This window comes from Belnapia moabensis DSM 16746 (assembly GCF_000745835.1).
GTDB classification, from domain to species: Bacteria; Pseudomonadota; Alphaproteobacteria; order Acetobacterales; family Acetobacteraceae; genus Belnapia; species Belnapia moabensis.
In genome coordinates this window covers 80,922-98,015 of the sequence record NZ_JQKB01000018.1, presented here as the reverse complement: position 1 = coordinate 98,015, position 17,094 = coordinate 80,922, and the positions used below count along the sequence as shown (strand labels likewise).

The window sequence follows — 17,094 nt, the reverse complement described above, 5'->3', positions numbered from 1 at the left end:
AGCCATGAGCCTGCATCTCGCCGAGATCGCTGCCGCTGTGGCGCCGAACGCGCATGCCGTGCTGCTGCTCGACCAAGCCGGATGGCACCTATCGGACAGGCTCGAGGTACCGCCGAACATCACCCTCATCCCGCTGCCGCCCAAGTGTCCAGAATTGAACCCGGTCGAGAACACCTGGCAGTTCCTGCGGGACAACTGGCTCTCCAACCGCATCTTCCGCTGCTACGACGACATCGTCGACCATTGCTGTCGCGCCTGGAACCGCCTCGTCGAGCAGCCCTGGACTATCATGTCCATCGGACTGCGCGATTGGGCGCATCGGTTCTGATCAGTGGGATTTGGTATCAGGCGCCGAGGCGCCGAGCGATGGCCCAGGCGCTTTCCGCCATGCCGCGGTAGCGCTCGCGGTAGCCAACGGCATGTGGATCGGATGCGTTGCCATCCAGCTTGCGCCGCCATACGCCGGCCACGATGGAAGCGAGGCGAAACATCGAGAAGGCGATGAAGACGTCGAGATTCCCGGGAATTGGGCGGTTGGCGGCAGCGCAGTAGGTGGCGACGAACTCGCCCTGTGTCGGAATGCCCATCGCCTGATAGTCGATGTCCTGTACGCCGGTGAGGCCGGACGGGCCGGGCGGCATGTGGTAGGTCAGGCAGGCATAGGCGAGGTCGGCCAGCGGATGACCGAGCGTTGCGAGTTCCCAGTCCAGCACGGCGACGACGCGCGGCTCGGTCGGATGGATGATGACGTTGCCGAGGCGGTAATCGCCATGGGCGATGGCGGTCTCGTCATCGGCGGGGAGGTTGGCGGCGAGCCAGGCGCCGACCCGGTCCATGGCCGGCATCTCCTCCACCTTGACCTGCTGCCATTGCCTGATTCCCCGCTCGACCTGGCGCTCCATGTAGCGCTCCGTCTTGCCGAAACCGGTGAGGCCGGCCGCGCGCCATTCGACGCCGTGGAGGGCCGCCAGCACGCGGGCCAGGTCGTCGTAGACGGCGCGGCGCTCGGATGGCGTGCCGGTCGTCATGACGCGGTCGGCGAAGATGCGGCCCGCGACATGGTCCATCACGAAGAAGGGCGTGCCGATAATCGACGCATCCTCGCACAGCAGCCGCATCCGCGGCACCGGCACGGCGCTGCCGTCCAACGCCTGCATGACGCGGAACTCGCGCTCCACCGCATGGGCTGACGGCAGCAGCTTGCCGGGTGGCTTCTTGCGAAGCACGTAGGCGCCGGACGGCGTCGTCAGGTGGAAGGTCGGGTTGGATTGCCCACCCTGGAACTGCCGGACGACGAGGCCGGTGCCGTCGAAGCCCGGCAGTTTCCCGGCTAAGAAGCGCGCGAGCGCGGCCTCGTCGAAGCGGTGGTTCCCGAGCACCGGCACCAGCACCGGGACACCGGGCTGCGGCGCCGTGGCAGTCGTGGACATAGGCTCAATCTCCGTCGGCGCCCGGGGCGCCGGTGACGACTGCGAAGCGGCCCGGAAGGCCAAGGAGCAGCGGGATCATGCCGCGGCGCCTGCCTGGGAGTTGCGAGGTGGCTTGTACTTGTTCAGCTCCATGCGGCCGAGCTGGAAGCGGTGCACCTCGTCCGGCCCGTCGACGATGCGCAAGGTACGGGCAATCTTGAACATATAGGCGAGCGGGAAATCTTCCGTAACGCCGCCGCCGCCATGCGCCTGTATCGACCAGTCGATCACCTGACAGGCCATCTCGCCGGCAGCGACCTTGATCTCGGCGATGTCGGCGCGCGCCTCCTTGTTGCCGACCGTGTCCATGCGCCAGGCGGCGTGGAGGGTCAGGAGCCGGCATTGGTCGATCATGATGCGCGCACGGGCGATCCGATCGATGATGACGCCCTGGTCGGCCAGCGGCTTGCCGAAGGGCCGGCGCTGGAGCGAGCGGCGGCACATCAGCTCGAGCGCACGCTCGGCAAGACCGATGGCGCGCATGCAGTGATGGATGCGTCCCGGGCCAAGCCGCCCCTGTGCAATCTCGAAGCCGCGTCCTTCCCCGAGCAGGATGTTCGAGGCCGGCACCCGGACATTCTCGAACAGGAGCTCGGCATGGCCATGGGGCGCGTCGTCGAAGCCGAAGACCGGCAGCATGCGCTTGATGGTGAGCCCTGGCGTGTCGCGCGACACCAGGATCATCGATTGCTGGCGGTACTTGTCAGGGCTGTCGGGCGCGGTCTTGCCCATGACGATGAACACGGCGCATCGTGGGTCCCCGGCCCCGGAGGACCACCACTTCCGGCCGTTGATGACGTAGTGGTCGCCCTGCCGCTCGATCCGCGTCTGGATATTGGTGGCATCGGAGGAGGCGACGTCGGGTTCGGTCATGGCGAAGCAGGAGCGGATCTCGCCGGCGAGCAGCGGCTTCAGCCACCGCTCCTTATGTTCCTCCGTGCCGTAGCGCTCGATCGTCTCCATGTTGCCCGTATCGGGTGCGGAGCAATTGAACACTTCGCTCGACCAGGGAATGCGGCCCATGATCTCCGCAAGCGGCGCGTATTCGAGGTTGGTGAGCCCGGCGCCGTGCGTCGATTGCGGCAGGAACAGGTTCCACAGCCCGGCTTCCTTCGCCCGCTTCTTCAATTCCTCCGTGATGGGCACGGGCTGCCAGCGATCCGGCATGGCGGCATGCTGTTCGTGGTGCAGATGGTCGTTCGGGATGATGTGCTCATCCATGAAGCCTTGCAGCTTCATGCGCAGTTCCTGGACCTTTGGCGAGAAGCTGAAATCCATGGGAGGTTTCCTTTAGTCGCTTGATGTGCAGGCTTGTGTGGCCGGGTTGGCGTGTCCAGCCTTGTGACGAAGCAGAATGACCGGAGGGACGCAGAGATGAAGGCCGTGCTGTGCCGCGAATTCGGGCCGCCCTCGAGCCTGGTGGTGAGTGAGGTGGATGAGCCCGTCCCGGGACCAGGCGAGGTGCTGGTGCGCGTCGAAGCCTGCGGCGTGAATTTCCCTGACACGCTGATCATCCAGGGCAAGTACCAGCAGAAGCCTGCCATGCCCTTCACGCCCGGCGGCGAGGTGTGCGGTACGGTGGCGGTGCTGGGCGAGGGGGTTTCGGGGCCGGCGGTCGGTACGCGCGTGGCGGCGCTGATCCCCTATGGTGGCTTCGCCGAGGCCGTGGCGATCGAGGCAGGGCGACTCGTGCCGGTGCCGGAAGGCGTCGCGCCGGATGCGGCGGCCGCGATCTGCACCGCCTATGGCACGGTGTTGCACGCACTCGAGGATCGGGGCGCGCTGATGCTCGGGGAGACGCTGCTGGTACTCGGCGCTGCGGGGGGTGTCGGCATGGCGGCGATCCAGATCGGCAAGTTGCTCGGCGCGCGGGTGATCGCGGCCGCCTCCTCGATGGATAAGCTCGAAGCGTGCCGCGCAGCCGGGGCGGATGGGTTGGTCAACTACACCGAAGAGCATTGGCGTGACGAGCTGCGCGCGCTGACCGAAGACCGCGGCCCGGACGTCGTGTTCGACCCCGTGGGCGGCCCTTATACCGAACCGGCGCTGCGCTCCATCGGCTGGCGTGGGCGCTACCTGGTGGTGGGCTTCGCAGCGGGTGAGATCCCGCGCATCGCGCTCAACCTCGCGCTGCTGAAGAATTGCGCCATCACCGGGGTGTTCTACGGCGAGTTCGTGCGACGCGAACCGGCCAACAACCGTGCCATGCTGGCCCGGCTGTTCCGCTGGGTGGCGGACGGCCAACTCGTGCCGGCCGTGTCGCACCGCTTTCCCCTGGAAGGGGCAGGCAAAGCTCTCGGCCTGCTTTCCGGGCGGCGTGCACTGGGCAAGCTGTTGCTGGTTACCCATGCTGGGCAACGCCCCTCGGGCTGAGGCCGATCAGCGCATCGACCGCGACGAGACGCGGGCCGGTGCAGATCACCGGGTTCACATCGATCTCGGCGATCCGGTCGCCGTGGTCGGCGGCGAGTTCCGAGACACGTTGGACGATGCCGGCTAGCGCGCCCAGATCGACGGCCGGCATGTTGCGGAAACCGGAAAGCAGCCTCGCGCCCTTGAGCCGCCCAAGCATGTCGCGCCCTTCCGCCTGGCTCACCGGGGCGAGGGCGACCACGCTGTCGCGCAGCAACTCCACCAGAACGCCACCCATGCCGACCAGCACGGTCGGGCCGAAGAGCGGATCGCGCCGGGCACCTATCACGATCTCGATCCCCTGCGGCACCATAGGTTGCACCAGCACGCCATTGATCGGCGCAGCCGGTGCGTGGCGACGGGCGTTCGCCATCACGGCAGCGAAGGCATCGCGCACGGCATCGGCGCTGCCGAGGTTGAGGCGGATCACGCCGGCCTCGGTCTTGTGCGGAAGGGCCGGGCTCTCGACCTTCAACACCACGGGGTAGCCCGCCGCTTCGGCAGCGGTGACGGCCGCCTCGGCATCGGTCGACAGCGTCTCCCTCACTACCGGGACGCCGTAGGCGGCGAGCACGGACTTCGCCTCGCGCTCGCCCAGCACAGCGCTCCGCGCGGCATCGAGCAATGCTGCGGCCTCGGCGCGCGCCTCCGGCGGCGCTGCACGGGTGGCGATGGCGGCGCCGGCCCCGCGCTTCGCATTGCGCGCGTGCCAGGCGGCGATGGCCGCCATGCAGCGGTCCATGGAGCGGAACAGCGCGACGCGTTCCTCGCCTTCCGCTTCCCGCGCGCCGGGGCCCTCCAGCCATTGCGCGGTCCAGACCACGCAGGCGGCCTTGTCGTATTTGGCGGCGAGCTCGCCCATCACACGGAAGCGCGGCGTCGCCACGTCATAGGCATAGCCGTTCGGAACCAGCACGACGCCATAGGCCGGGTCGGCGAAGAGTGCCTCCATGCAATCGCGGAGCGAGTTAGGGTCGTTCAGCACCTGTGCCGTGACGTCGCAGGGATTGCGGGCCGAGCCGAATTCGGGGATGCGTGCCTCCAGCACGGCGCGGGCCTCGGGGCCGGGCTGCGGCAGAGCCACCTCGCGCGCCTCTGCGCGGTCCGCCGCCATGATGGCGGCGCCACCCGAAGTGGAGACGACGGCGACGCCAGGCGCACGCGGCGTGCCCGCCTTGCTGAGGAAGCTTGTGAGCTCCAGTAGGCCCTCGAAGGTTTCCGAATGCACCATGCCGGCCTGTTCGAAGGCGGCGCGGTAGACGGCGTCGGTTCCGGCGAGGGAGCCGGTATGCGACATCGCCGCCTGCGCGCCCTGTTCGCCGGTGCCGAGCTTGTGCACCACGATCGGCTTGTTCTCCCGCCAGGCGATCTCGGCGGCCTCCATCAACCGCCCAGGCTCGGCCATGCCCTCGAACAGCAGCGCGATGGCCGAGCAGCCCGGATCCTCCGCCAGCGCCGCAACGAGGTCGGCCACATCGACATCGCCTGAATTGCCGCAGGTGAGCACGCGGGCCACCTGGGCGCCTGCCTCGACCGACTGGGCGAGGGCGAAGCCGAGATTGCCGGACTGGCTGACGATGCCGATGGCGGGGCGCGTCGGCGGCGCGGCGGGGCGAGGGACGGCGGTGAAGGAAATCTCGGCGCCGCGAACATAGTCGGTGAGGCCGAGGCAGTTCGGCCCCACGAGCCGCACGCCGCCCTCACGCGCCATGGCGACGAGGCGATGCTGCAGCGCGATGCGCTCGGGCTTGCCGGTCTCGGCGAAGCCTGCAGCATACATGACGAGGGCGCCGACGCCGGCGGCGACGCAGTCCTTCACCACCCCCTCGCAGGCTTCCATGGGTGTCGCCGCGACCACCATGTCGGGCACTTCCGGCAGGGCGGCAATGGAGGGGAAGCAGGGTTTGCCGGCCAAGGTTTCGTAGCGCGGGTTGATCAGATGCAGCCGGCCGGCGAAGCCGGAGAGGTTGCGCGCCGTGCGCTCGCCGAAGGAGCCGGCCCGGGCGGAGGCACCGACGACGGCAATGCTCTGCGGCTCAAGCAGCTTGAGAAGTTCGGTGCGGCGATAAACCGGGCGGCGGGCGAGGGCGCGGCCATCCGGCGGAGAGGGGGCGTCAGGGGTCATGGCTGCACCATCGGCTTTGTGTTCGGCGTGCCAACGGACGCCTCGCTGTTGGAAGCGCCCGTCTGCGAGGCGCGGCGGGGTTCGACGAGGCGGTGCAGCAGGGCATCGAGCCCGCCTGGCAGGATCGCCAGCGCGGTCACCAGCGCGCCGCCGAGGATGATGGCGTTCACGTCGCCGCCGAAGGACAGGAAGCGCTCCTGCCCCACGATCAGCGCCGTGCCGATCAGCGGCGCGAGAAGGCGTCGGCGGCCGACCAGCACCACGGCGGTCAGCATCAGCACGAGGAAATAGGTTTCGAAGAGGTCCGGCCCGATATAGGCGCGCTGGTAGGCATAGAGCCACCCGGCCGCTGCGCTGAACGGCGCCGAGAGCACGAAGACGGCAAGCCGCACGCGCCGGGGCTCGATGCCGGACATGGTGGCGAGGCGCGGGTTCAGATGTACCATCATCGCCATGGCGCCGAGGCGCGAGAGGCGGAACTGCCGGATGGCGTAGAGCGTAACGAGCAGCAACGCGAAGGCGACGGGCCAGAGCTCCACATCGTTTCTTGCGGTGAGGTGGAGCGGGCCGACCGACAGATCCAGCGTCGGGATGCCGGACACGCCGTCCGAGCCGCCGAGCAGGCTCCAGTTGTGGGCGATCGAGGCGGCGACGACCGTCGCAGCATAGGTGACGAGCGAGAAGACGAACTCCCGCAGCTTCAGCGTGACCAGGCCGAGCACCAGCGCGATCAGCGCGCCGCTTGCCAGCGCCGCCGCGAACGTCACCCAGGACCCGGCGCCGAGCCGGGTCGACAGCAGGCCCGTGGCATAGGCACCGGCCGCGAAGAACACGGTATGGGCGAGGCTGACCTCGCCGAGATCCGAGACCACGATGTCGAGACCGTAGGCCGCGACCGCCATGATGGCGATGACCGCAAAGGCGCCATGCACGCCGCCGATCCAGCCCGGCAGGAGGAAAACCAGGACAGCCGCGACGGCGAAGGCGAGGGTGCGAAGCGGGGTGCTCATCGGCTGGCCCTCCCCATCGCAAGGCCGCTCGGGCGCAACACCAGCACCACGATCAGGACGAGGAAGGCTGCCGTGGTGGCATAGGCGGGCGAGACGAAGCCGCCGAACAAGGCGGTGAAGATGCCGAGGCCGAGGCCGGCGAGGTAGCTGCCGGCCACCGAGCCGATGCCGCCCAGCACCACCACGACAAAGGTGATGATCACCTCCTCGAAGCCGATATTGGTGAGGATGGGCGTGCGCGGCGCGACCAGCGCGGCGGCGAGCGCAACCGCCGCCCCCTCGAAAGCGAAGACGGCGAAGTAGACGCGGCGGACATCGATGCCGGCGAGCTGCGCGAGCTTCGGGTCCTCGGCCACCATGCGCGCCGTGCGGCCGAGCGAACCGCGCTCCAGCACCAGGTGGAGCAGCAGGAAGAACAGGATGGCCACGACCACGATCGCCACGTCCTGCGCCGTGACCCAGGACCCTGCGATCTCGAACTCCACCCAGCTCAGCGGCGTCTCGAGCACCTGCGGGTTGCCGCCGAAGACGAGGCCGGCGATGCCACGCATCATGTGCCCGAAGCCGAGCGTCACGATCATGATGGAGACGAGATCCTGCGCGAAGGTGAGGCGCAGCATCGCGGCTTGCATGATCAGGCCGATGACGATGCCGGCGACGACCGCAACCCCGATCGCCACCGGATAGGGCAGGCCGAGCGCCGCGACGGACCACCAGGTCACGAAGGCGGCCAGCATGTAGATCTGGCCATGGCCAAAATTCACCAGCCGGGCGACGCCCAGCAGCACGGTCCAGCCGATGGCGATCAATGCGTAGGCGTGGCCGAGAACGATGCCGTTGATGAGCTGCTGCACCAGATTCATGCGGCGGCTTCCCCGAGATAGGCCGCGAGGATGCGCGGGTCGTCGCGCATGGCGGCGGCTGGGCCGGACGCCAGGATGCGTCCGCGCTCCAGCAGCACGAGGCGGTCCACGACCTCGATCGCGGCGCGTACGTTCTGCTCCACCAGGAGCACGGACAGCTTCTCGTCCACGAGGCCGCGCACCGTACGCAGCACATCGGCCACAAGCCGCGGGGCGAGGCCGATCGAGGGTTCGTCCAGAAGCAGAGCACGCGGGCCGAGGCGCAGCGCGCGGGCGATCGCCAGCATCTGCCGCTCGCCGCCCGAGAGCATGGAGGCGTGGTGGCGCAGCCGCTCCTTCAAGCGAGGGAAGAGCGCGTAGATTTCCGCCTCGTCATGGGCACGGCGGTTGCTGCCGCGTGGCGCCTGGGCGGCAGCGAGGTTGTCCTCGACGGTGAGGCGCATGAAGACGGCGCCGCCCTCGGGCACCAGGGTCAGGCCGCGGGCGACCCGGGCATGGGGCGGCAGCTGGCCAATCTCCTCGCCGTCGAGGCGGATGCTGCCGCTGACGCTCGGCGTGCCGCGCGACCAGCCGAGCAACGCATTCACCAGGGTAGACTTGCCCGCGCCATTGGCGCCGACCACGCCTACCAGCTCGCCGGGCTCGAGCGCGAGGTGCGGGATATCGAGAGCCAGGTTGCCGCCATAGGCGACGCGGAGATCGCGCGCCTCGAGGACCGGGCTCATGCCGCCTGCCCCAGATAGGCTTCCAGCACGCGCCGGTCGGCCTGGATCTCCTGTGGCGTGCCGGTGGCGATGCACCGTCCTTGATCCAGCACGACGATGCGGTCCGCGACCGACATGATGAGGTCCATGTGATGCTCGATCACCACCAGGGCGATACCCTCGCCACGAAGGGAGCGCAGCAGCGCGATGAGCCGCGCCATGTCGGCCCCGCCGAGGCCAGCCGCCGGCTCGTCGAGCATCAGCACGCGGGCGCCGCGGCCGAAGGCGAGCGCGATGGAGAGCATGCGCTGGCTGCCATAGGGGATGTTGCCCGGGCGCAACCCGTGCATCTCGCGTGGCACGGCGAATCGCTCAAGGATCGCCGCCGCCTCCGCCTCCAGCGCGTGGCGGCTGGATGCCTCGCGCCACGGGAGGAGCAGGCTCTCGAGGAGGCCGGTGCCGGCCTCCCGCGCCAGCACGGCGACCATGTTGTCTCGCACGGTGAGGGCGGCGAAGAAGGCGTTCTGCTGGAAGGCGCGCTTGAGGCCGCGCGCAGCGAGGCCGTGCGGCGGCACCGCCGTCACCTCGTCGCCGCCGATCCATACGCGTCCGGATCGCGGCGCCATGTTGGTCGTCGCGTCGTAGCAGGAGCTCTTGCCCGCGCCGTTCGGCCCGATGATGCCGAGGATCTCGCCATGTGCGACCTCCCAGGAGACGCCCTCAAGCGCCACCAGGGCACCGTAGCGCACGCCAAGCCCCTCGACGCGGAGCGCCGGCGCGGGCGCGCTCACGCCCGGACCTCGATCCTGCCGTCCTTCACCGTGAAGAGGTGGTGGGAGGAGCCGAGCTGGCCGTCCTTGAAGGACACGTCTCCGAAGACCGTGCCCTTGAACGACCCGTTGCGGATATGCGTGCCGAGCTTCTCGCGGTCCAGTGTCTTCAGTTCGTTCGCCGCCATGGCCCAGACTTGCAGCGAGGCGGCACCGAGCGCCATGAACTTGTCGGGCGTGTAGTTGATCTTCTCCTCGCCGCGGCGGACGAAATCCTGGTTCACCGGGTTGGAGGCGAAGGGCTCGACCTTCGGGAAGTAGATGTCGGCGCCGACGATGCCGTTGGCGGCCTCGCCCGCGACCGAGATGACGCTCGGGGCGACCGTGCCGACAGCGGTCACCAGTTCGCCCCTGAGGCGCATCTGGCGCGCCTGGCGGATCAGGGCGGGGAGGCCGGAGCCTTCATTGGCGTTGATGGCGACAACCGCATCGGCATTGCTTCCGCGAATGCTGGTGAGCGCGACCCGGAAGTCGACCTGGGTGAAGGGGAAGCGTTCCTCACCGACCTTCTCGTAAGCATGGCCGATGGCCTTCAGCATGTTCTCGATCGAGGCCTGGGCGCCGTTGCCATAGGCGTCGTTCTGCGTGAGGAAGGCGATGCGCTTGGCGCCATTCGCTTTCAGATGGTCGGCGATCACCTGCCCGTCTTGGGCGTTGGAGGAGTTGAGCCGGATCGCCAGCGGGTTGCCGCCGCCGGTGAGGATCTGGTCCGCCTTGGAGATGGCGGTGATGTCGAGCACGCCGGCACGGGCGATGACGGTCTGTATCGCCAGGGTGACGGGGCTGTTCCAGCCCTCGATGATCACCGCGACGCCCTCGCCGATCAGCTCGTTGGCGCGGCTGACGCCGACTGCCGGCGTCGATTCGTCGTCGCGCCGGATGACCTCGACCTTGCGGCCCATGACACCGCCGGCGTCGTTCACCATGCCGGCGGCGATGCCGATCGCCTCGCACACATGCTGGCCCTGCACCGCGGCGCCGCCGCTCAGGGGAAACAGCGCACCGACCTTGATGGGGTCGGCGGCGCGGGCGAGGCGCGGCGCGGCGAGGGATGCGGCGCCGATGGCGCCCAGGTGCAGGAAACCCTTGCGGGATATCGACATCGGAACGTCCTCCATGGCCGCCATGGTTTTCCATGGTCGGGGTCCTTGCCCGGGAGAAGCCGCCCCGGGCGCGCGGGAAGGCGCTTCAGATCACGGCGGCAGAATCCGCTGGCGTTGCAGGTCGCGCAGCCACCATTCCAGCATGGCCGCGCTGTCGATGCAGTCGTGGAAGCCGGCCTGGCGGATCTTGATGGTGCTCACCAGCGAGGCGGCCTGGTCGTCGCGGCTCCAGGCGAAGTCGGCGAATTGCCAGGAATCGCCGACCAGCTCGCGGAGCGTATGGGGCTGCAGCTGGTGGTCGCGGACGATCCGCTGCCAGACGGCTTCCTTGTCGGACATGATGACCGGGAGCGACATCGGGTGCGGCGCGCCCTGCTCCATGCCGAAGACGCGGGCGACAACCGGGAACAGCCCACGCCAAGTCAGCGTGTCGCCGTTGGTCACGTTGAAGATCTGGTCCCGCGCCGCCTCGGTGCGGCCGGCCCAGGCGATGGCCGAGGCGAGGAGGCGGGCGTCGGTGATCTCGGTGACGCGGTCGCCCTTTCCGGGAAAGATCAGCGGCAGGCCCACGGTGCGGCTGATCGCGGCATAGACGCCCGTCGCCGCCAGCATGTTCATGGCGCTGCCGAGGGCGAAGCCGATCACCGCCTGCGGGCGGAACACCGTCCAGTGCCAGCCGCGCCCGCGCTGGCGCTCGCGGAGGTAATCCTCCTGCAGCCAGTAGAAATTGGGGTGGATATGGCGTGGCGCATCCTCCTTGCCGGGGATGGGCATCTGCCCGAGATGCACGCCATAGGCCTTGGTGCCTTGCAGCACCGCGATGTGCCGCAGGCCGCTCTCGTCACCGCCCTCCAGCGCCTCGACGCAATTGGCGAGCATGCGGCGGTTGGTCTCCATCTGCTCAGTGTCGAGCCAGCCGGCACGGAGTTCGGGCTTCTCGTAGAGCGCGCCGTAGACCAAATGTGTCGCGCCCAGGCCGGACAGGGCCTGTCGGCAGGCGGCGGCATCGGTCAGGTCGACGGAGAGGAAGCGCGCGCCGGTGCCCTCCGGCGGAGCGCGGCGGGAGAGGCCGATGACGTCCCAGCCATCGGCCACGTAGCGGTCGAGCGCCGCACGCCCGACCAACCCCAGCGCGCCGGCGATGACGACCGTGTTGCGCATGTCAGGCAGGGTTGCTCTTCGCCAGCCGCGTCACGAGGTCGCGCCAGCGGTCGCGGTCGCGTTGCAGGTAGGTGGCATAGTCCTCCGCCGTGCCGCTCATCACGTATTGCCCCTCATCCAGCAGGCGTTTGCGGAGGTCCGGCACCTGCATCGCCTGCTGCGCGGCGGCATTCAGCCGTGCGATGGCGGCGGGCGGCGTACGGGCCGGGACAAGCAGGCCGAAATGCGTCTGGCAGACCATGTTCGGGCCTACTTCCGCGAAGTTCGGGATGTCGGGCGTCACCGCCAGCCGCTCGCCCTTCTCGCCGGTCCAGCCGATGATGGTGCCGCGCCCGGCGCGGAGCGCGGCGAGCGAGGAGGAGCCGCCCACCGAGATCACGTCCAGCGTCCCGCTCATCAGGTCGGTGAGCTGCTGGGCGTCGCCGCGATAGGTGATCTCCTGCATCTTGATGCCGAGGCCCTCCATCACGACGACGGCGGCGAGGTTGTTGAAGCTGGTCGGGCCGTTGGAGCCGTAGTTCAGCTGGCCGCCGCGCGCCTTCGCCAGGGCGACGAAGCTCTCGATGTCGTGGGCCAGCCCCTTCCGCACCACGATGCCGAAGGGCAGCGTCGAGACGAGCGCCACCGGGGCGAAATCCTCCGCCTTGTAGGGGAGCTTGTCCGGCAGCAGCGGATTCAGCGTCATGGTCGTGCCGGAGGCCATCAGCATTGTGTGCCCGTCCGGCTCGGCGCGCGCCGCGGCGTCGGCGCCGATGGCGGTCTGGGCACCGGGCTTGTTGTCGACGACCACCGGCTGGCCGAGCAAGGGCGCCATCTTCTCCGCCATGGTGCGGGCGGCGACATCCGTCGCGCCGCCCGGCGGGAAGGGGACGATCATCGTCACCGGCCGGGACGGGAAGCTTCCGGTCGCCGCAATCGCGGGCATGGCGAGGGATCCGGCGATCGCCAGCCCGGTCGTCCTGCGCAGGAAATTCCTTCTCTCCATCCCTCATCCTTTCGTTGCGGGCCGCGCGGCGCCGTCCGTGTCGCTCTATTCCAGCATCTGGTCCCGGAGCGCGGCGAGCCGCGCCGCGTCCAGGCCGAGCGAGGCGAAGAACGCCTCCTCGCTGTCGTGTCCGGTGAGGGCGATCTCGATCGCGCGTTCCAGCAGCGGCCGGTGCGCGCGGGTCAGCGCCTCGGCGACTTCCGGCGGCGTGCCCTCGGGCAGCGCGTGCTCGCGGCGCCAGAAGCGATTGGTTGCGAGATAGTCCTCGATGATGTCGGCGCGGTCGACGCCGAGCGCCATCAGCAACAGCGCCGTGCCGAAGCCGGTGCGGTCCTTGCCCGCCGAGCAATGGAAGGCGAGAGGCCGCCGCGCCGGATCGGCGACGAGCGCCAGCAACCGGCGATAGACCGGCAGCTTCTCCGATGCATAAGCCGTGTAGGCGCGACCGAGCAGCGTCAGCACATCCTCGCCGGTGGCGCGACCGGTGGCCAGGATGTCGCGCAGGGACGCACCGACTGTAGGCTCGATCGGCAACGCCACGACGTCCGGCCCGGGGGAGGGAAGTCGGGAAGGCGCCTTCGCGCTCTCGTTCACGCCACGCAGGTCGACCACGGTGCGGAGCCCGAGCGCCATGATGCAGGGCATGTCCTCGTCCGTCAGCCCGCCGAGCGAGGGCGCGCGGAATACCTGACCGAAGCGGACGCGCCGCCCGTCATGCGCAGTGTAGCCGCCAATGTCGCGCATATTGGTGCAGCCCTGGAGTTGCACCCGTCGCGGCAGAATTCCGGCAGCGTCCGTCATCGCAGCGGACCTCGACATTCAGATGGCGCCTGTCGGATCAACCATCCGACGCTTGCTCGTGGCCGTGTGTACTCTGCGGCCATGCCAAGTCGGCGGCGGAAGGCCTGAATGAGGATGAGGGGCATATGCGCCGCCCTTCGCGCGCCGCGCGCTTCGTCGTTGGCGATGCCTGGCATGGTATGCGGGCGATGCGCTTCAATGCTGCAACGCTGGAGCTGCGGCCCGCCCTGTCGGCAGGTGGGCCGGGCCGGCACTTCGGTGGCAAGCAACGCCTTCGCCAGCACAGGGCGGGCGAGCGAGCCGCCGGCCATCTCCGTCATCCGGTTCACGCGGCGTCGCCTGTCGGCGGGCGCCATTCAGCTGCAGCCATTCGGCTTTACCTCCCGCACTGTTCGGACCGGGCCCGCTGGCTCGCTGCGGGCGGACCGGACTAGACGTCGACCTGTTCGGACCGTATTTCTTGGACTTGGTTTCAGTAAATGAAATCTAATTTCAGAAACTATGACATGAGGGTGAGGCGATGCAAACCCGGAAAGCGCTGCTGCCGGCAGCGGGGCCCGACGATGCCTTCTTATGAGCCGGTGGTCGCCCTGCTGCGCGGGATGGAGGTGCTGCGGACGGTAAATCGCCTTTCGCAGGCCAGCGTCTCCGACATCCACCGGCTGACGGGGCTGAACCAGCCGACAATTGTGCGCATGCTCGAGACGCTGATTCACGCCGGCTACGTGATGCGCGACCCACGGATGCCGGTCTACCTCCCGACCGGGCGGACCCTGGAACTCAGCGCCGGCTACATGCTGCACCGGGAGGTCGGTATTGCCGCGACGCCGGTGATGACTCGCCTGCGCGCCAAAGTCGGTTGGCCCTCCGACGTCGCCGTGTTCGACGGCGATGCGATGGTGGTGGCGCACACAAGCCGCGGCGAAGGGCGTTTCATGTTCGAGCGACGTACCGGCTTCCGCGCCCCGGTCCTCGCCACCTCCCTTGGCCGCGCCTTTCTCGCATTCTGCGCCCGGCCCGAGCGCGAGCGTGCCTTGCTGCTCGCCGCGCGCTCGCCCGAGCCCTGGAACGCCCTGGCGCGTGATCCGACCGCGGCGGACGCCGCCTTCACGGCCATCCGCGCCGCGGGCTATGCCGCCATGGACGACGCCTACGCTGCCCGCGAATACGGCGGCCTCGCCAGCGCAGTGGCGGTGCCCGTCCTGATCGGTGGCGTCGCGGCGGCCTCGTTGAACCTGATGTACCTGCGCGACGCGATCGAGCGCGGCACGGTTGTGGAACGGCTTCTGCCAGTACTGCAGGAGGCGGCGGCGGAACTCGGCACCGCCGTGGCAGGGCTCGGGCAGGGGTGACGCATTGGGGGGCGGGGATTCTTTTCCGGACCGGTGGGGCCGGGCAGGGCTGACGACCCTCCTCCGGCGCAGGACAGCAAGACCCGCCATGGGGTTGGCGTTTCGGCGTCGGCGGCCAATCTCTCAAGAGCAATGTCGATCCTGAAGCCCGCGCTCCTGCTCTTCGTCCTGTTCTTCCTCCTTCCCCTGGCTATCTCGGCGATCCTGTACCGCCTCGAAGGTGGCGGTGCCGGCTGGCAGACCGCCGATCGTTCGAGCATCGGCCTGCTGCCGCCGCCGGCGCAGCATCCGCCTGCCGTGGTCCGCATCCTGGCTGCGCAGACCGTTCGCTGGCGCGGCATCTTCGCTGTCCATTGCTGGATCGTCTTCAAGCCCGAGGGTGCCGCCTCCTATACCCGCTATGATTACACCGCCTGGGGCGAACCGATCCGCATGAACGGCTTCGAGCCGGATGGCCGCTGGTTCGGCCGCTCGCCGGAACTGGTCTTCGCCGCCGACGGCCCGGCGGCCTCGGTGCTCATCCCTCGCATGCAGGCAGCGATCGCCGGCTATGCCTGGCGCAACCGGGGCGACTACCGGCCCTGGCCGGGGCCGAACTCCAACACCTTCGTCGCCGCCGTGATGGATGCGGTGCCCGAGATCGGGGCGGTGCTGCCGCCCACCGCCATCGGCAAGGACTATCCCTATGACGGGCGCTGGCTGCGGCGAACCGCCACCGGAGTCCGGCTGAGCCTCGGGGGTTATGCCGGCATCACCCTTGGCTGGATGGAGGGACTGGAGGTGAACATACTCGGTGGCGTTGCCGGGCTCGATCTGCGCCGGCCCGCGATCAAGCTGCCCGGGCTCGGCCGCATCGGCTTCGGTAGGGTCGAGGCCGTCACCGCGCCGGCCGCCGTGGGATAGGTACCAGGAAAAGGGCCATGAAAGCGGCCGGCCAGGAGACGCGAAGGGCGGACGGCAACGGGAAGCGGACACGGTAGACGGGCCGCGCCGCTTTGGCCGCTCCAATAGCTTGCGGTCCCATCAAAGAGGCCAACGGGCCTGCGCCCGTCATGGTCCGTCCTGGAGCGGTATCCGTCCGCGTGGGCGCACGGATACCGCCTTACTCACTCACTCGACCGGGCCGATACGTCCGATCGGATGATCCCACCGGATAGGAGCCTGGTTCAGCCCTCGCCCCAAACCTCCCTCGCCACCTCGACGCAGAGCCGCAGCTTGGCCCATTGCTGCTCGACGGTCAGCAGGTTGCCCTCCTCCGTGCTGGCGAAGCCGCATTGCGGGCTGATTGCCAGCTGCTCGAGCGGGGCGAATTTCGCCGCCTCCTCGATGCGGCCCATGAGCATGTCCTTGCTCTCCAGCTCGCCGGTCTTGCTGGTGACGAGGCCGAGCACCACCGTCTTGCCCTTGGGTAGGAAGCGCAGCGGGGCGAAGCTGCCGGCGCGCTCGGTATCGTACTCCATGAAATAGGCATCGGCATCGATGCCGTTGAACAGCACCTCCGCCACCGGGTCGTAGCCGCCGGAGGCGATGTGCATGGACCGGAAATTGCCGCGGCAGAGATGCATGGAGATGGTCATGTCCGCCGGCCTTCCGGCGATCGCGGCATTGATTAGCCTGGCATAGGTCTCCAGCAGGCCTTCCACCTGCTCGCCGCGATTCTTCAGCTGCGCCAGCTGCTCGGGGTCGCAGAGATAGGCGATGTTCGTCTCGTCCAACTGCAGGTAGCGGCAGCCGGCAGCGGCGAAGTCCATCACCGCCGCATTGTAGGCGGCGCCGAGGTCGGCGAAGAAGTCGGCCATGTCGGGATAGGTGTGGCTGTCCACTGCTCGCCGCCCGCCGCGGAAATGCAGAACAGAGGGCGAGGGGATGGTCTGCTTCGGCACCGCGCCGCCGGCATGCGCCGCGACGAAGCGGAAATCCTCGATGAAGGGATGCGGCCTGTAGCGGATCGGACCAGTGACCTTCAGCCCATAGGCCTTGGTCTGGCCGCCCTGGAACTGGATGCCCTGGTCGCTCTCGTACATCTCGACGCCACCGAGCTTGGCGAGGAAGTCGAAATGCCAGAAGGCACGGCGGTACTCGCCATCGGTCACCGCCTTCAGCCCGGCGGCCTTCTGGTCGGCGATGGCCTCGATGATGGCGGCGTCCTCGGTGGCGCGTAGCCCGGCGGCATCCAGCGCGCCGGCGGCACGCGCCGCCCGGGCCTCGCGCAGCGGCACCGGGCGCAGCAGGCTGCCGACCATGTCGGCGCGGAAGGGGGGCTTGCCTTGAGGCATGGG

General features: G+C 68.9%; 16 protein-coding genes. 4 read left to right on the top strand and 12 right to left on the bottom strand.

Annotation, left to right across the window (positions count from 1 at the left end; translation table 11 throughout):
• Positions 1 to 328 (top strand): transposase (locus EP26_RS13930; protein WP_043339299.1); only part of this gene is annotated, 328 nt, incomplete at its 5' end.
• Positions 329 to 344: 16 nt separating this feature from the next.
• Here the strand turns inward: EP26_RS13930 and EP26_RS13925 are convergent.
• Together EP26_RS13925 and EP26_RS13920 are read right to left on the bottom strand one after the other, a co-directional pair.
• Positions 345 to 1,430, bottom strand: a complete 1,086-nt coding sequence (locus tag EP26_RS13925; protein ID WP_052389162.1) for a phosphotransferase — start codon at positions 1,428 to 1,430, stop codon at positions 345 to 347.
• Between the two features lie 75 nt (positions 1,431 to 1,505).
• Positions 1,506 to 2,747, bottom strand: coding sequence for an acyl-CoA dehydrogenase family protein (locus EP26_RS13920; RefSeq protein ID WP_043339262.1), 1,242 nt, complete (start codon positions 2,745 to 2,747; stop codon positions 1,506 to 1,508).
• Between the two features lie 96 nt (positions 2,748 to 2,843).
• Between EP26_RS13920 and EP26_RS13915 the strand changes: the two genes are divergently transcribed.
• Positions 2,844 to 3,842 carry an NADPH:quinone oxidoreductase family protein gene (locus tag EP26_RS13915; protein ID WP_043339259.1) on the top strand — a complete coding sequence of 333 codons (999 nt, stop codon included), beginning with the start codon at positions 2,844 to 2,846 and terminating at the stop codon, positions 3,840 to 3,842.
• Here the strand turns inward: EP26_RS13915 and EP26_RS13910 are convergent.
• The 9 genes from EP26_RS13910 to EP26_RS13870 form a co-directional block, all read right to left on the bottom strand.
• On the bottom strand, positions 3,811 to 6,006 hold the full coding sequence (locus EP26_RS13910; RefSeq protein ID WP_052389161.1) for an acetate--CoA ligase family protein: 2,196 nt from the start codon (positions 6,004 to 6,006) through the stop codon (positions 3,811 to 3,813). The genes EP26_RS13915 and EP26_RS13910 overlap by 32 nt on opposite strands.
• Positions 6,003 to 7,016 carry a branched-chain amino acid ABC transporter permease gene (locus EP26_RS13905; protein WP_052389160.1) on the bottom strand — a complete coding sequence of 338 codons (1,014 nt, stop codon included), beginning with the start codon at positions 7,014 to 7,016 and terminating at the stop codon, positions 6,003 to 6,005. The genes EP26_RS13910 and EP26_RS13905 overlap by 4 nt, the downstream gene beginning before the upstream one ends.
• Positions 7,013 to 7,879: a branched-chain amino acid ABC transporter permease gene (locus EP26_RS13900; RefSeq protein ID WP_043339258.1), complete on the bottom strand. Its 867-nt coding sequence runs from the start codon at positions 7,877 to 7,879 to the stop codon at positions 7,013 to 7,015. Before EP26_RS13900 ends, EP26_RS13905 begins: the two co-directional genes overlap by 4 nt.
• Positions 7,876 to 8,604, bottom strand: coding sequence for an ABC transporter ATP-binding protein (locus tag EP26_RS13895; protein WP_043339257.1), 729 nt, complete (start codon positions 8,602 to 8,604; stop codon positions 7,876 to 7,878). Before EP26_RS13895 ends, EP26_RS13900 begins: the two co-directional genes overlap by 4 nt.
• Positions 8,601 to 9,374: an ABC transporter ATP-binding protein gene (locus tag EP26_RS13890; protein WP_043339256.1), complete on the bottom strand. Its 774-nt coding sequence runs from the start codon at positions 9,372 to 9,374 to the stop codon at positions 8,601 to 8,603. The genes EP26_RS13895 and EP26_RS13890 overlap by 4 nt, the downstream gene beginning before the upstream one ends.
• The gene (locus EP26_RS13885; RefSeq protein ID WP_052389164.1) at positions 9,371 to 10,516 is read right to left on the bottom strand and encodes an ABC transporter substrate-binding protein; all 1,146 of its coding nucleotides are present in this window, start codon (positions 10,514 to 10,516) and stop codon (positions 9,371 to 9,373) included. Before EP26_RS13885 ends, EP26_RS13890 begins: the two co-directional genes overlap by 4 nt.
• 90 nt (positions 10,517 to 10,606) lie before the next feature.
• Complete coding sequence (locus EP26_RS13880) at positions 10,607 to 11,677, bottom strand: SDR family oxidoreductase (protein ID WP_043339253.1); 1,071 nt, start codon at positions 11,675 to 11,677, stop codon at positions 10,607 to 10,609.
• A gap of 1 nt (position 11,678) precedes the next feature.
• Positions 11,679 to 12,662 carry a Bug family tripartite tricarboxylate transporter substrate binding protein gene (locus EP26_RS13875; protein ID WP_052389159.1) on the bottom strand — a complete coding sequence of 328 codons (984 nt, stop codon included), beginning with the start codon at positions 12,660 to 12,662 and terminating at the stop codon, positions 11,679 to 11,681.
• A gap of 45 nt (positions 12,663 to 12,707) precedes the next feature.
• A complete protein-coding gene (locus EP26_RS13870) occupies positions 12,708 to 13,463 on the bottom strand; it encodes a tyrosine-protein phosphatase (RefSeq protein ID WP_052389158.1) in 756 nt (251 codons plus the stop codon).
• A 563-nt stretch (positions 13,464 to 14,026) separates the two neighbouring features.
• Between EP26_RS13870 and EP26_RS13865 the strand changes: the two genes are divergently transcribed.
• Positions 14,027 to 14,815: a helix-turn-helix domain-containing protein gene (locus EP26_RS13865; protein ID WP_043339251.1), complete on the top strand. Its 789-nt coding sequence runs from the start codon at positions 14,027 to 14,029 to the stop codon at positions 14,813 to 14,815.
• A gap of 132 nt (positions 14,816 to 14,947) precedes the next feature.
• Complete coding sequence (locus tag EP26_RS13860; RefSeq protein ID WP_052389157.1) at positions 14,948 to 15,718, top strand: DUF3750 domain-containing protein; 771 nt, start codon at positions 14,948 to 14,950, stop codon at positions 15,716 to 15,718.
• A gap of 263 nt (positions 15,719 to 15,981) precedes the next feature.
• On the opposite strand, the gene EP26_RS13855 is transcribed toward EP26_RS13860, so the two are convergent.
• On the bottom strand, positions 15,982 to 17,091 hold the full coding sequence (locus EP26_RS13855; protein ID WP_043339248.1) for a 5-methyltetrahydropteroyltriglutamate--homocysteine S-methyltransferase: 1,110 nt from the start codon (positions 17,089 to 17,091) through the stop codon (positions 15,982 to 15,984).
• Between the last annotated feature and the right edge of the window lie 3 nt (positions 17,092 to 17,094).

What these genes read in the sequence shown, in the direction of transcription:
- EP26_RS13860 (WP_052389157.1), top strand. Translation starts at nt 14,948, where the DNA reads ATGTCGATCCTGAAGCCCGCGCTCCTGCTCTTCGTCCTGTTCTTCCTC.
- EP26_RS13910 (WP_052389161.1), bottom strand. Translation starts at nt 6,006, where the DNA reads ATGACCCCTGACGCCCCCTCTCCGCCGGATGGCCGCGCCCTCGCCCGC.
- EP26_RS13925 (WP_052389162.1), bottom strand. Translation starts at nt 1,430, where the DNA reads ATGTCCACGACTGCCACGGCGCCGCAGCCCGGTGTCCCGGTGCTGGTG.
- EP26_RS13865 (WP_043339251.1), top strand. Translation starts at nt 14,027, where the DNA reads ATGCCTTCTTATGAGCCGGTGGTCGCCCTGCTGCGCGGGATGGAGGTG.
- EP26_RS13885 (WP_052389164.1), bottom strand. Translation starts at nt 10,516, where the DNA reads ATGTCGATATCCCGCAAGGGTTTCCTGCACCTGGGCGCCATCGGCGCC.
- EP26_RS13880 (WP_043339253.1), bottom strand. Translation starts at nt 11,677, where the DNA reads ATGCGCAACACGGTCGTCATCGCCGGCGCGCTGGGGTTGGTCGGGCGT.
- EP26_RS13915 (WP_043339259.1), top strand. Translation starts at nt 2,844, where the DNA reads ATGAAGGCCGTGCTGTGCCGCGAATTCGGGCCGCCCTCGAGCCTGGTG.
- EP26_RS13855 (WP_043339248.1), bottom strand. Translation starts at nt 17,091, where the DNA reads ATGCCTCAAGGCAAGCCCCCCTTCCGCGCCGACATGGTCGGCAGCCTG.
- EP26_RS13870 (WP_052389158.1), bottom strand. Translation starts at nt 13,463, where the DNA reads ATGACGGACGCTGCCGGAATTCTGCCGCGACGGGTGCAACTCCAGGGC.
- EP26_RS13875 (WP_052389159.1), bottom strand. Translation starts at nt 12,662, where the DNA reads ATGGAGAGAAGGAATTTCCTGCGCAGGACGACCGGGCTGGCGATCGCC.
- EP26_RS13895 (WP_043339257.1), bottom strand. Translation starts at nt 8,604, where the DNA reads ATGAGCCCGGTCCTCGAGGCGCGCGATCTCCGCGTCGCCTATGGCGGC.
- EP26_RS13920 (WP_043339262.1), bottom strand. Translation starts at nt 2,747, where the DNA reads ATGGATTTCAGCTTCTCGCCAAAGGTCCAGGAACTGCGCATGAAGCTG.
- EP26_RS13900 (WP_043339258.1), bottom strand. Translation starts at nt 7,879, where the DNA reads ATGAATCTGGTGCAGCAGCTCATCAACGGCATCGTTCTCGGCCACGCC.
- EP26_RS13905 (WP_052389160.1), bottom strand. Translation starts at nt 7,016, where the DNA reads ATGAGCACCCCGCTTCGCACCCTCGCCTTCGCCGTCGCGGCTGTCCTG.